General features: G+C 68.0%; 12 protein-coding genes. 7 read left to right on the top strand and 5 right to left on the bottom strand.

All coding sequences use genetic code 11. From position 1 onward, the window contains the following. Positions 1-97: 97 nt before the first annotated feature. From BLQ14_RS09920 to uvrC, 6 genes are all read left to right on the top strand, one after another. Positions 98-2,263, top strand: coding sequence for a tetratricopeptide repeat-containing sulfotransferase family protein (locus BLQ14_RS09920; RefSeq protein ID WP_092500404.1), 2,166 nt, complete (start codon positions 98-100; stop codon positions 2,261-2,263). After that, positions 2,253-2,918: a YggS family pyridoxal phosphate-dependent enzyme gene (locus tag BLQ14_RS09925; protein WP_092500405.1), complete on the top strand. Its 666-nt coding sequence runs from the start codon at positions 2,253-2,255 to the stop codon at positions 2,916-2,918. The genes BLQ14_RS09920 and BLQ14_RS09925 overlap by 11 nt, the downstream gene beginning before the upstream one ends. Positions 2,919-2,967: 49 nt before the next feature. Then, a complete protein-coding gene (locus tag BLQ14_RS09930) occupies positions 2,968-3,768 on the top strand; it encodes a S49 family peptidase (protein WP_092500406.1) in 801 nt (266 codons plus the stop codon). Between the two features lies 1 nt (position 3,769). Continuing rightward, positions 3,770-3,931, top strand: a complete 162-nt coding sequence (locus BLQ14_RS15420) for a hypothetical protein (RefSeq protein ID WP_170068447.1) — start codon at positions 3,770-3,772, stop codon at positions 3,929-3,931. A 58-nt stretch (positions 3,932-3,989) separates the two neighbouring features. Further along, positions 3,990-4,775, top strand: a complete 786-nt coding sequence (locus tag BLQ14_RS09935; protein WP_092500407.1) for an SDR family oxidoreductase — start codon at positions 3,990-3,992, stop codon at positions 4,773-4,775. 312 nt (positions 4,776-5,087) lie between these two features. Further along, positions 5,088-6,974, top strand: a complete 1,887-nt coding sequence (gene uvrC / locus BLQ14_RS09940) for an excinuclease ABC subunit UvrC (protein WP_092500605.1) — start codon at positions 5,088-5,090, stop codon at positions 6,972-6,974. 92 nt (positions 6,975-7,066) lie between these two features. Here the strand turns inward: uvrC and glyA are convergent, their stop codons facing one another. After that, positions 7,067-8,362, bottom strand: a complete 1,296-nt coding sequence (glyA, locus tag BLQ14_RS09945; RefSeq protein ID WP_092500408.1) for a serine hydroxymethyltransferase — start codon at positions 8,360-8,362, stop codon at positions 7,067-7,069. A 176-nt stretch (positions 8,363-8,538) separates the two neighbouring features. Here glyA and BLQ14_RS09950 point away from each other — a divergent pair, with 176 nt between their 5' ends. Next, the gene (locus BLQ14_RS09950; protein WP_092500409.1) at positions 8,539-9,306 is read left to right on the top strand and encodes an NAD kinase; all 768 of its coding nucleotides are present in this window, start codon (positions 8,539-8,541) and stop codon (positions 9,304-9,306) included. Between the two features lie 11 nt (positions 9,307-9,317). Here the strand turns inward: BLQ14_RS09950 and BLQ14_RS09955 are convergent, their stop codons facing one another. The 4 genes from BLQ14_RS09955 to BLQ14_RS09970 all read right to left on the bottom strand — a co-directional run bounded on the left by BLQ14_RS09955 (position 9,318) and on the right by BLQ14_RS09970 (position 13,257). Next, positions 9,318-9,794, bottom strand: coding sequence for a hypothetical protein (locus BLQ14_RS09955; protein WP_092500410.1), 477 nt, complete (start codon positions 9,792-9,794; stop codon positions 9,318-9,320). Between the two features lie 12 nt (positions 9,795-9,806). Next, positions 9,807-10,400: a hypothetical protein gene (locus tag BLQ14_RS09960; RefSeq protein WP_092500411.1), complete on the bottom strand. Its 594-nt coding sequence runs from the start codon at positions 10,398-10,400 to the stop codon at positions 9,807-9,809. Then, positions 10,387-11,070 (bottom strand): MotA/TolQ/ExbB proton channel family protein, encoded by a 684-nt coding sequence (locus BLQ14_RS09965; protein ID WP_211295359.1) that lies wholly within the window; start codon positions 11,068-11,070, stop codon positions 10,387-10,389. The genes BLQ14_RS09960 and BLQ14_RS09965 overlap by 14 nt, the downstream gene beginning before the upstream one ends. 294 nt (positions 11,071-11,364) lie before the next feature. Then, the gene (locus BLQ14_RS09970; protein ID WP_092500413.1) at positions 11,365-13,257 is read right to left on the bottom strand and encodes a propionyl-CoA synthetase; all 1,893 of its coding nucleotides are present in this window, start codon (positions 13,255-13,257) and stop codon (positions 11,365-11,367) included. Between the last annotated feature and the right edge of the window lie 50 nt (positions 13,258-13,307).

Below are 13,307 nucleotides of genomic sequence, written 5' to 3' on the forward strand. Positions count from 1 at the left end.
AACGGACCACGGGAAGAGCGGGCCCTGCGCCCGCTCTTTTCGTTTGCCCCGTGCTGCGCTAAGCCGCGGGGCAGCGCTTACCCGCGAAGGAAGGCCCATGCTGCCGCTCAACCCCGCGCGCATCCCCGCGCTTTACAGGGAAGCTGTGAATCACCTCGCCGCCGGCCGCAGGGCCGAGGCACGGGCGCTTCTCGAGCGGATCCTCGCGGTGAACCCCAGGTTCGCCGAGGCGCAGTTTCAGCTGGGCCGCGTGGCGCTGGCCGAAGGCAAGCCGGACGAGGCCTGCGCCGCCTTCGCCCGCGCCGCGGCGCTGAAGCCGGACGAGGCGGCGATCTGGCGGTCATGGGCCGAGGCCGCGGCGAAGGGCGGGGCGGCGGCCTCGGCCGAACTCCTGCGCGCGGCGCGCAAGGCGCGCCTGCCCGAGCCGCTCATGCGCCAGGTGGAAGCCGCCCTTGCCCCCCCGGCGCGCCCTCGCCCCTCCACCGGTGGCGCCCCGCCCGAGGCGCTGAAGGCGATTGTCGCGGCGCTCGAGAAGGACCGCTTTGCCGAGGCGGCGGCGAAGGCGCGCGCCCTTCTCGCCCGATATCCCAGCTCTGCGCCCGCTCATGCCATGCTGGCGGCAGCGGAAGGCGGGCTTGGGCGCTTGGAGGCCGCCGAGGCGGCGCATCGCAAGGCCATTGCGCTGGCGCCCGACTATGCCGAAGGGCGCGCGAATTTCGGCCGCTTTCTCGTGGAGCGCGGACGGCTCGAGGAGGGGATCGCCGAGTTGCGCGAGGCGATTCGCCTGAGCCCCCGCCTTGGCCTTGCCTGGGGTCACCTCGCGCTCGCGCTGGAGCGCATGGGCAAGACCGACGCCGCCGCCGAGGCCGCGAAGCGCGCGCTGGCCCTCGGGGCGGACGGGGCGGAGACGCGGCTTGTTCTCGCCCGGTGCCAGATGGCGCAGGCTGAGCCCGAACCCGCGCTCAAGACCCTTGCGCCGCTTCTGAGCGCAAAGGCGCCGCCGCTCGAGGCGCTTCTTCTGCGGGCCGAGGCTCTCGCCCTTCTCGACCGCACGGATGAGGCGATCGCCGCCTGTGACGCGGCCATCGGGGCGGCGCCCGACAGCCCCGCCCCGCTTGCCGAGAAGGCGCGGCTCATGCAGCGGCTCGGCCGCTTCGACGAGGCCGAGGCGCTCTTCCGTGCCGCCATCGCCAAGGCGCCCGAGGACGGGCGGGCCTTTCGCATCTTCATGGCCAGCCACCGCGCCACGGCGGACGATCCGCTGATCGCCGAGATGGAACGGCGCTGGGAAGACCCGGCGATCACCGGCATGAACCGCGCCGAATTCGGCTTCGCGCTTGCCAAGGCGATGGAGGACATCGGCGCCCACGACAAGGTTTTCACCTATCTGCGCCCGGCAAACGCGATCATCCGCGCGCGCTACCCCTTCGACCGCGAGGCGCTGAGGCGCGATCTTGACGCGATCATGGAGGCCTGCGCGGCGCTCGATTTCTCGCCGCGCGAGATCGAGGGTGCGAGCGACTATGCGCCGATCTTCGTGGCCGGTCTGCCCCGTTCGGGCACGACGCTGGTCGAATCGATTCTCGCCGCGCACAGCGCCGTGACGGCGGGGGGCGAGCTGGGGCTTGGGCGGGGAGCGGCGGCGCGGCTCGTCTTCGGCACCGGGGGCAAGGCGACCGCGCCTCTGACCGAGGCCGCCATTGCCGCCGCCGGCCGCGAGGCCGAGGCGGCGATGCGCGCGCGCTTCCCCGCGGCGCTGCGGCTCACCGACAAGTCGGTGCAGACGCACAATTTTCTCGGCCTGATCCGGCTGATGCTGCCGCGTGCCGCGCTGGTGGTGGTCGAGCGCGACCCGCGCGATTCGCTTCTGTCGATGTATCGCAACCTCTTCGCGTTCGGCCGGCACCGCTACGCCTATGACCTTGACGACCTGGCCTTTTACTGGCGCGAATACCGCCGCATCATGCGCTTCTGGCGCGAGCGCATGCCGGGCGGCTATCACGTCGTCCGCTACGAGGATCTCGTTGCCGACCCGGAGGCGCAGGCCCGCGCGCTGATCGCCGCCTGCGGGCTTGAGTGGGAGGACGCCTGCCTTGACTTCCACAAGACCAAGCGCCGGGTGGACACGCTGAGCCTTCACCAGGTGCGCCAGCCGATCTATCGAAGCTCCATGAAGGCTTGGGAGCGTTACGCGGACGAGATCGCGCCGCTTCTGGAGGCGATCGAGGAGATCGAGGCGGAGGAGGCAGCGCATGGGCAGTGAGACGGGGCTCAAGGCGATTCTCGAGCGGCTGCGCGCGGCCGAGCGCCGGGCTGGGCGGCCCGAAGGCTCGGTGACGCTCATCGCGGTGTCAAAGAAGCAGCCGCTCGAGCGGATCGAGGCGGTGCTTGAGGAAGGCCACCGCGTCTTCGGCGAGAACCGGGTGCAGGAGGCGGCCGGCAAGTGGCCCGCCTTCCGCGAGCGTTACGAAGACATCGAGCTGCACCTGATCGGCCCGTTGCAGACCAACAAGGTGCGGCAGGCCTTCCGCCTCTTCGACGCCATCCAGACGGTCGATCGCCCCAAACTCGCCCGCACCATCGCCCGCATCGCCGAGGAGGAGGGCCGTTGCCCGCGGCTCTTCGTGCAGGTCAACACCGGGGCGGAGCCGCAGAAGGCCGGCGTGCTGCCGCAGGAGGCGGATGCCTTCATCGCCGAGTGCCGAGATCTGGGGCTCGTGATCGAGGGGCTCATGTGCATCCCGCCGGTGGATGAGGAGCCGAGCCTGCATTTCGCGCTTCTCGCCAAGATCGCCGCGCGCAACGGCATCACGGGGCTCTCGATGGGCATGAGCGCCGATTTCGAAAAGGCGGTGGCGTTTGGTGCCACCCATGTGCGGGTGGGCTCGGCCATCTTTGGCGAACGCATGGAGGGCTGAGTGCCGCGCCACCTTGTGCCGCGCCCCGCCGCCCTCTACATCGGTGCCCATGCGTCGCTGGATCCCCTTCGTCAAATCGCCGCCGCTGGTCGCGGTCATCCGTCTCTCGGGGCTGATCGCCGCCGGCAACCGTGTCGGCGCCCTCAACGATCAGGCGCTCGCTCCGGTCATCGAGCGCGCCTTCCGCCGTGGCAAGCCTGACGCCGTGGCGCTTGAGCTCAACTCGCCGGGCGGCTCGCCCGTGCAGAGCGCGCTCATCGCTGCGCGCATCCGCCGGCTCGCCGGGGAGCGCGGGGTGAAGGTCTACGCCTTTGTCGAGGACGTCGCCGCCTCCGGTGGATACTGGCTTGCCTGCGCGGCTGACGAGATCTGGGTGGATGAAAGCTCAATCGTCGGCTCGATCGGGGTGATCTCGGCCGGCTTCGGCTTTCACGATTTCATCACCCGGCACGGGATCGAGCGGCGGCTCTACACCGCCGGCAAGTCGAAGGCGCGGCTTGATCCCTTCCTGCCGGAGAAACCGGAGGATGTGGCCCGGCTTCGCGAGCTGCAGGATTCCATCCACGCGGCCTTCATCGAGCAGGTGAAGAGCCGCCGGGGAAGCCGCCTTTCCGACGATCCGCGCCTCTTCGAAGGCGAGGTGTGGACGGGGCGCGCGGCGGTCGATCTCGGGCTTGCCGACGGGCTGGGGCATCTGGTGCCGAAGATGAAGGAGATCTTGGGCGACAAGACCCGTTTCCTGCGCTACGGCCCGCGGCGGCCGTTTCTGGGCCGGCTCGGCGCGCAGGCGGCGGAGGCCGCGCTTTCCCTTGCAGAGGAGCGCGCGGCCTACGCGCGCCTCGGTCTCTGACATGCTGATCAAGGCCGTTTCGCTTTTCCTTGTCTTCATCGCCGTGCTGGCGATTTTCGGCAAGCTGCGGGTGCCCGGCGTGGGGCGCATCGCCTCGCGCAAATGCGACAGGTGCGGGCGCTATCGCATCGGCAAGGGGCCATGCGATTGCGGCAGATCCTGAGGACTTTGCAGGCGGCGCGGGGTTGCTATCTTCGGAACGGAGCAGTTGGCGGGTGACGATGTCGGATCGGCGTGCACTGGTGACCGGGGCAGGAAGGCGACTTGGCCGGGCGATGGCGCTTTACCTTGCCGGGCGCGGCTTTGACGTCGCGGTGCATTACGCAAGCTCACGCGAAGCCGCGGAGGAAGTCGCCGCAGCGATCCGCAAGATGGGGCGGCGGGCGGTGGCGCTGCCTGCCGATCTGCTGCGGGAGGAGGAGACGGAGGCGCTGGTGCCTCAGGCCGCGGAAGCGCTCGGCGGGCCGCTCGGCGTGCTTGTGAACAATGCCTCGATCTTCGAATACGACAACATCACTACCATGACCCGCGAGAGCTGGGACCGGCACATCGAGTCGAACCTGCGCGCGCCGGTCCTGCTGACCCAGCGCTTTGCCGGGCAGGCGCCGGAGCCGGAAATCGACCCGATGGGTGAGCCGGTGGCGCGGGCGCTCGTGGTCAACATGATCGATCAGCGCGTGCGGCGGCTGACGCCCGAGTTCATGTCCTACACGGTGGCCAAGATGGGGCTCTGGGCCTTCACCCGCACTGCCGCTCAGGCGCTGGCGCCCCGGGTGCGGGTCAATGCCATCGGACCCGGGCCGACCCTGCGCGGTCACCGTCAGAGCGAGGAGCACTTCGCCCGCCAGCGCGCGGCGACGATTCTGCAGCGCGGTGCTAGCCCCGATGATGTTACGGCGGCGCTCGGCTATTTCCTCGATGCGCCGGCGGTCACTGGGCAGCTTCTGTGCGTCGATGGCGGCCAGCATCTGGCGTGGCAGACGCCCGATATCCTCGGCCCCGAATAGGGCGCAACGTTGCGCGGCCCAGGGATGGCAGGCGGCATTTGTGCACCGGCTCGCCGGCGCGTTACAGGGCCGTCACAATTCTCCTTGTTTTTCATGGTTTTGTAAGGCGTCAGTTTTTTTGTATCATGAAATCAATACCTTGCGGATTTGCCTAAAATTTAGGCAAACCGAGCGAAGGCGGGGGATTCAACGAAAATCCGGCGCCGGCGCAGAGTTTTCACCAGAGTTGTCCACAGGAATCGTGGAAAGCTTTCCTCTTGCCTTCCGCGCCCCAGATATTGCAGCGAGATACGGAATCAGATGATCGAGCAAATGGACGAGGAAACTCCCCGGCAGGAGCAGCAGGCAGGCCCGGTCCGCGCTGGTGTGGAAGTGATCCGAGGCTACCTGCGCCAGCTTGACGGCTCGCCCGGCGTCTACCGCATGCTCGATGCGAAGGGCGCGGTTCTTTACGTGGGAAAGGCGCGCAATCTGAAGAAGCGTGTCTCGAATTATGCGAAGCTTTCGGGGCATTCGCCGCGGATACAGCGCATGATCCGCGAAACCGCCTCGATGATGTTCCTGACCACACGCACCGAGACCGAGGCGCTGCTTCTGGAGCAGAACCTCATCAAGCAGCTCAAGCCGCGCTACAACGTGCTTCTGCGCGACGACAAGTCGTTCCCCCACATATTGGTGGCGAAGGATCATCCGTTCCCGCAGATCCGCAAGCACCGCGGCGCGCGCAGGGAGAAGGGCAGCTATTACGGCCCCTTCGCCTCGGCGGGCGCGGTGAACCGCACGCTCAATCAGCTGCAGAAGGCGTTCCTGCTGCGCAACTGCTCGGACTCGGTGTTCGAGAGCCGCACGCGGCCCTGTCTTCTCTACCAGATCAAGCGCTGCAGCGCGCCCTGCGTGGGGCGGATCTCGGAAGAGGACTACGCGGCGCTGGTCGCCGATGCGGAACGCTTCCTCCAGGGGCGCTCGACGAAGGTTCAGGAGGAGCTGGCGGCCGAGATGCAGGCGGCCTCCGAGGCGCTGGAGTTCGAGCGCGCCGCGGCGCTGCGTGACCGCATCCGCGCGCTCACCGAGGTGCAGGCGGTGCAAGGCATCAACCCGCGCGGGGTGTCCGAGGCGGATGTGATCGCGCTGCACATGGAGGGCGGGCAGGCCTGTGTGCAGGTCTTCTTCATCCGCGCGAACCAGAGCTGGGGCAACCGCGACTTCTACCCGCGCACCGGCTCCGGTGCGGGGCCGGAGGAGGTGATGCGCGGCTTCCTCGGCCAGTTCTACGACAACAAGACACCGCCGGCGCAACTCATCCTTTCCCATGACGTGGAAGACCGCGAGCTTCTGGAGGAGGTTCTCTCCGAGCGCGCGGGCCGGCGCGTGCGCATCTTCGTGCCGCAGCGGGGTGAGAAGGCCGAGCTTGTCGCGAACGCCCTGCGCAACGCGCGTGAGAGCCTTGCGCGCAAGATGTCGGAGTCGGCCACCCAGGCCCGGCTTCTGGAGGGGCTGGCGGAGGCCTTCGGGCTCGATGCGCCACCGCGGCGGATCGAGGTTTACGACAACTCGCACATTCAGGGCGCGAATGCCGTGGGCGCGATGATCGTGGCCGGGCCGGAGGGTTTCGAGAAGGGGCAGTACCGCAAGTTCAACATCCGCGGCGAGGAGCTGACCCCCGGCGACGACTTCGGCATGATGCGCGAGGTGCTGACCCGGCGCTTCAAGCGGCTTCTGAAGGAGGACCCGGAGCGGCAGGGCGCGGGCTGGCCCGACCTTCTGCTGATCGACGGCGGCGCGGGGCAGGTGAGCGCCGTGGTGGGCATTCTCGAGGATCTGGGGGTGGGGGATGTGCCGGTGATCGGGGTTGCCAAGGGGATTGACCGGGACGCCGGCAAGGAGGAATTCCACCGCCCCGGCAAGCCGCCCTTCGCACTCAAGCGCGGTGATCCGGTGCTCTATTTCGTGCAGCGGCTCAGGGACGAGGCGCATCGCTTCGCCATCGGCGCGCACCGGGCAAAGCGCGCCAAGGCCGTGGGCGCGACACCGCTTGACGAAATTCCCGGCGTGGGGCCTGCGCGCAAGCGGGCGCTATTGGCGCATTTCGGCAGTGCCAAGGCGGTCAGCCGGGCGGGCCTTGCCGACCTCAAGGCGGTTGACGGGATATCGGACGCGCTTGCCGAGACGATCTACGGCTTCTTCCACGAAGGGGGGTGAGGGCGGTTGTCGAAACGGCGAGCGCCCGGCCGTCAGACCGGGCGCTCGGGCGTCCTTTCAAGTGCCCCGTCAGTGGCGGTGGACCGCGCCCCTCACATCCCCGGATAGATCGGGAACTGTGCGCAGAGTTCGGCAACCTTCGCCTTCACCGCCGCCTCGACATCGGCATTGCCCTCGGGGCCGTTCGCGGCCAGCCCGTCGATGACCTCGACGATCCAGTCGCCGATCTGGCGGAATTCGGCCTCGCCGAAGCCGCGCGTGGTGCCGGCCGGCGAGCCGAGGCGGATGCCCGACGTCACGGTCGGCTTCTCGGTGTCGAAGGGAATGCCGTTCTTGTTGCAGGTGATGTGCGCGCGACCAAGGGCCTTTTCGGTGGTGTTGCCCTTCACGCCCTTCGGCCGCAGATCGACCAGAAGCACATGCGTGTCGGTGCCGCCTGTCACCAGCTCGAGCCCGCCCTTGACGAGCTGATCGCCGAGCGCCTGGGCATTGGCGATGACCTGCCGCGCATAGGCCTTGAACTCGGGCCGAAGCGCCTCGCCGAAGGCCACGGCCTTGGCGGCGATCACATGCATGAGCGGGCCGCCCTGGATGCCGGGGAAGATCGCCGAATTGACCTTCTTCGCGATCTCCTCGTCATTGGTCAGGATCATGCCGCCGCGGGGCCCGCGCAGTGTCTTGTGGGTGGTGGTGGTGGCGACATGCGCGTGGGGGAAGGGTGAGGGATGCACGCCCGCCGCCACGAGCCCGGCGAAATGGGCCATGTCCACGAGAAGATACGCCCCCACCTCGTCGGCGATGGCGCGCATGCGGGCAAAGTCGATCTGGCGTGGAATGGCCGAGCCGCCGGCGATGATGAGCTTCGGCTTGTGCTCGTGTGCGAGTGCGGCGACCTGATCGTAGTCAAGCCGCATGTCCTGCCGGCGCACGCCATATTGCACGGCGTTGAACCACTTGCCCGACTGGTTGGGCCGCGCGCCGTGGGTGAGATGCCCGCCGGCATCAAGGCTCATGCCAAGAATGGTGTCGCCCGGCTTCAGAAGCGCCGTGTACACGCCCTGATTGGCCTGGCTTCCCGAATGCGGCTGGACATTGGCGAAGGCGCAGCCGAAGAGCCGTTTGGCGCGTTCGATGGCCAGCTCCTCGGCCACGTCCACCCATTCGCACCCGCTGTAGTAGCGCCGGCCCGGATAGCCCTCGGCGTATTTGTTGGTGAGCACCGAGCCCTGCGCTTCGAGCACCGCGCGGGAGACGATGTTTTCCGAGGCGATGAGTTCGATCTCGTTTCGCTGACGGCCGAGCTCACCCATGATGGCGGCGTAAAGCTCGGGGTCGCGGCTCTCGAGCGGTTCGGTGAAGAAGCCGCTGTCGCGGTGGGTGACGTTCATGTGGCGCAGTCTCCGCAATTGTCGAGGCTCGCGGCTCCATAGCGCAAGGGGGGCGGGCGCAAAAGGCCCGGCGCGGCATCTGCGGCGATTGGCGCGACATTCCCGCCCGCCATGCGAAAGGCTTGTGTTTCGTCTTGCGCGCGGCAATCGTGTTGGCGATGCGCCGGGGAGCCTGCATGCCAAAGCCGCCGAGAATAGCCTTTCTTGCCAGTGACATTGCGCTTGCGCAGGAGGCGCGGCGCGTGCTTGCCGCACGCTACGGCGACGTGCCGGTGGAAGAGGCCGATGTGATCGTGGCTCTCGGCGGCGACGGGTTCATGCTGCACACGCTGCATCGCACCATGGACCTCGAGACGCCGGTCTATGGCATGAACCGAGGCACCGTGGGCTTCCTGATGAACGCCTATTCCGAGGACAATCTCATCGAGCGGCTCGCGGCGGCCGAGGAGACGGTGATCAACCCGCTCGAGATGCTGGCGGTTGACCCCGAGGGGGGCGAGCACCGGGCGCTCGCGATCAACGAGGTCTCGCTTCTGCGCGCGGGTCCGCAGGCGGCCAAGCTGCGCATCTCCATCGACGGGCGGGTGCGGATGGAGGAGCTGATGTGCGATGGCGCCCTTGTCGCCACGCCGGCGGGCTCGACCGCCTACAACTATTCCGCCCACGGGCCGATACTGCCGATCGGCTCGGATGTGCTGGCGCTAACGGCGATTGCCGCCTTCCGCCCGCGCCGCTGGCGCGGCGCGCTCTTGCCGAAATCGGCGCATGTGCGCTTCGACGTGCTCGAGCCCGAGAAGCGCCCGGTGATGGCCGATGCCGACAGCCGCTCGGTGCGCCGCGTGCTGTGGGTGGAGATCCAGAGCAAGGACACGATCCGCCATCGGCTCCTTTTTGACCCCGGCCACGGGCTCGAGGAGCGGCTGATCCGCGAGCAGTTCGTGTAGCCCCGGGCAGCCTAGCCAGTGCTCTTTTCCGGCATCGGTGGGCGCGGCGGGGCGTGAAACATGGGCGCGCTGTCATCCCGCTCGCTCTGGAACGGGCGACGCATGCGCACCCCTGTGCCGTTTTCCTCCGCCTCGGCCTCGGCGCGGCGCAGCGCCTGCGCCACCTCCCGTGACCATGGCAGCGCATAGGCGCGCGGGGCTTCCTCGCCCGGCAGCAGCAGCCAGAGCCAGATCGCCTTGCCTTCCATGTAATGCGAGGCAATGAGCCGCGCCTCCTCGCTTCCCGCCTCGATCAGCTCGAGCCGCACCGGCTTCGGGCGCCCCATCAATTCGGCTCCGGCGATGTAGCCGGCGGCAAGCCCCGTCGCTGCGAGCCCGAGCGCGGCGGCCCGCCAGGGGCGCGAAGCGGTTGCGCCCGCAACACCTGCAAGGGCCAGGATCGGCAGGGCGATGGCGAGGAAGGCGAAGAACAGGATCGAAAGGCTCATCGGGTCTCTCCCTCAGCCCGCCGTGCGCAGCGGTTTGGGCAGATCGTGCAGGCTGCCGGGTTCCAGCCTTCCGCGCGCGTCCAGGCGGAAGCGCGCCACCGTGATCTCTTCGTTCTCGCGGCGAAGCACCACCTTGCGGCTGGTGATCCGCGTGACGCGGGCGCTTTCGGGGTGGCGGAGGGAAATCGTCACCGTCACCGCGAGCGGCAACGGCGAGCGGCGCGCGTTGAAGAGATGCAGGTTCACCGTATACTCGCCAGCGGGCGCCCCCCGGGAAAAGGCGAACTCGTAATTGAGCTCGGTCTCGTCACGCTCGATGCCGAGATCGTCGCGCAAGAGGTCGAAGACCCGCCCCGACTTGCGCGAATACCCCACCGGCTGGTCGCCCGGCCCCTGCACCCAGAGGTCCACATCAGCCGGCAGCCCGTCGGCCCAGCGCGCCTCCACCACCACATTGCCCGCAGCAGGCGTCTCGCCCTCGGCGGCAGGCGGGTTGAGATGCGGTATCATCAGGATCACCATGGTCACGAAGCCCGCCAGCGTCAGCATGATCAGATCGCGGAAGACGGTGCCTTCGCTCTCGTCAAACCCGTCAGTCTCGAGCATGGGCCTCCCCCTCCTCGACAAGAGCGAGCACCAGCGCCGAAGCCGCGGACGACAGGATCTGGTGGTTCACGGTCAGCCACAGGCTCAGCACCGAGCCCTCGAGCGTGGTGTAGAGCGCAACCGACATGCCCTCGATGAGCCGGGTGACCATCTCGCCAACCTGCCCCGCATCGGTGGCCATGCCGGCGCTGACACCCGAAAGCGCCATGATGAAGCCGAGCACGGTGCCGATGAGGCCGAGCAGCACGAGGCTGCCGGCGATCTGGCGTATGGGCTGGAGGCTGCCGGCCACGCGCGCCCGCAGCGCGTTTGCGGCTATGGCGCGGGCGGGCGCGCTGCGTGCCTGTGTCGCGGCGCGATGTTCGGCCACCCAGCTTCCGGAAGGCGCCAGGCCCTCGCGGGCGCGGTTTTCGGCTCCAAGGCGATGCGCCCGCAGGAAACTCAAGAGGAGCCCCACGGCGAAAAGTGCGGTAATCACCGAAGTCAGCCCCGTCGTGTCGGCGGAGAAGACGGCCTGCGCCCAGCCCTCGCCGAAGGCCGCGCCGAGCGCGGCGAGTGCCCCGAGGTTGAACAGCGACAGGCGGAACATGACACCGCCCCGAAAGCTCCTGTGGCGCGTCGGGCTCATGGGCCAGCCCATGGACGAGGTGGCGTTGTCAATGAAGGTCATGGCGGGTACTCCGGCCGCTTGAGTTTCGCGTTCCGTATGCAACGGCGCGCCGGGGCCGTGCCGCAGACGGGCCACGTGCAGCCGGGCCCGGGCATGATTTCGCTCGACGGTCGCCGCAACGGGACGACTGCAAGCGTCGACAGAAATGTTTTCGATCGCGTGAAGGTTTTCCGCGAGACGTTTACCGCCCCTTAGCGCACCGCGCGTAACGGCGCAGACTGGCGGGGCGATTCGCGCGTCACAAAGGGCGCCCGCGATCGTGCGCAGGCGCCCTGAGCCTCGTTTGGCGAGCGGTCAGCCCTTCGGATATCCGAGCGTCTTCAGCGCCTCGGCGATCTCGTCGAGAATGGCCGGGTCGTCGATGGTGGCCGGTGTCTTGAACGGCTCGCCATTGGCGATCTTCACCATCGTGCCGCGCAGGATCTTGCCCGAGCGCGTCTTCGGCAGCCGCTCGACCACCACCGCCTGCTTGAAGGCGGCCACCGGGCCGATCCGCTCGCGCACGAGGCTCACGACTTCGGCCACGATTTCCTCATGCGGGCGGTTGCAACCAGCGTTCAGGCACAGAAATCCCACCGGAAGCTGCCCCTTGAGCTCGTCGGCAACCCCGATGACCGCGCATTCGGCCACATCCGGGTGGCTCGCCAACACCTCTTCCATCGCGCCGGTCGAAAGCCGGTGGCCGGCGACGTTGATGACGTCATCGGTGCGGGCCATGATGAAGAGGTAGCCGTCCTCGTCCTTGTAGCCCGCGTCGCCCGTCTCATAAAAGCCGGGGAAGCGGGACAGGTAGGACTTGATGAAGCGCTCCTCGGCGTTCCAGAGTGTGGGCAGGGTGCCAGGGGGCAGGGGCAGGCGGATGACGATGGCGCCAAGCTCGCCCGCTGGCAGCTCCTTTCCCTCCTGATCGAGAATGCGCACGTCATAGCCCGGCATCGGCACGGAGGGAGAGCCGTACTTGATCGGCAGAAGCTCGATGCCGAGGGGGTTGGCGGCGATGGCCCAGCCGGTCTCGGTCTGCCACCAGTGGTCGATCACCGGCACCTTCATTACCCGCTCGGCCCACTGGATGGTGTCGGGATCGGCGCGCTCGCCTGCGAGAAACAGCGCCCGCAGATGCGAGATGTCGTAGTTCTCTATGAGCTTGCCTTCGGGGTCGTCGCGCTTGATGGCGCGAAAGGCAGTCGGCGCGGTGAAAAAGGAGCGCACCTTGTGCTCGTCGATCACCCGCCAGAAGGTGCCGGCATCGGGCGTGCCCACCGGCTTGCCTTCGAAAACGATCGTCGTGTTGCCGTGAATGAGGGGCCCGTAGACGATGTAGCTGTGGCCCACCACCCAGCCCACGTCGGAGGCCGCCCAGAACACCTCGCCGGGCTCCACGCCGTAGATGTTCTTCATCGTCCAGTTGAGCGCCACGAGCTGGCCGGCGGTGTGGCGCACCACGCCCTTGGGCTGGCCGGTGGTGCCGGAGGTGTACAGGATGTAGCTGGGGTGGTTGCCCGCCACCGGCACGCAGTCCACCGGCTCGGCATCGGCAACGAAGTCCTGCCAGTCGATGTCGCGGCCCTCGACAAGCTCGGCGCGCTGCTGCTCGCGCTGGAGGATGACGCAGAACTCGGGCTTGTGGGATGCCATCTCGATGGCACCATCAAGAAGCGGCTTGTAAGGCACGATGCGCCCCGGCTCGATGCCGCAGGAGCCGGCGATGATCGCCTTCGGCGTGGCGTCATCGATGCGCACGGCAAGCTCGTTGGCGGCGAAGCCGCCGAAGACGACGGAGTGAATCGCCCCGATCCGCCCGCAGGCGAGCATGGCGATCACCGCCTCGGGCACCATCGGCATGTAGATGACCACGCGGTCACCCTTCTCCACACCCCGCGCGGCGAGCGCGCCAGCGAGACGCGCCACCCTGTCTTTCAGCTCGGCGAAAGTGATGCTGGCCTTGGTGTTGGTGACCGGGCTGTCGTAGATGATCGCCGGCTGCTCGCCGCGCCCCGCTTCAACATGGCGGTCCACGGCGTTCCAGCAGGTGTTGCACAGCGCATCCGAGAACCACTCGTAGATCGGCGCCTTCTCGTCAAAGAGCGCCCTTGACGGCGGGCGGACCCAGTCGATGGCCTCGGCGGCCTTCATCCAAAAGCCTTCAGGATCCTCCTGCCAGGATTTGTAGACCTCGGCGTATCTCATGATAGTAGCTCCTCCCCCGATCGCGATCCTGTTAACGCGGTGTTGCCCAT

The sequence above is a fragment of the Meinhardsimonia xiamenensis genome (assembly GCF_900102905.1).
GTDB lineage: Bacteria > Pseudomonadota > Alphaproteobacteria > Rhodobacterales > Rhodobacteraceae > Meinhardsimonia > Meinhardsimonia xiamenensis.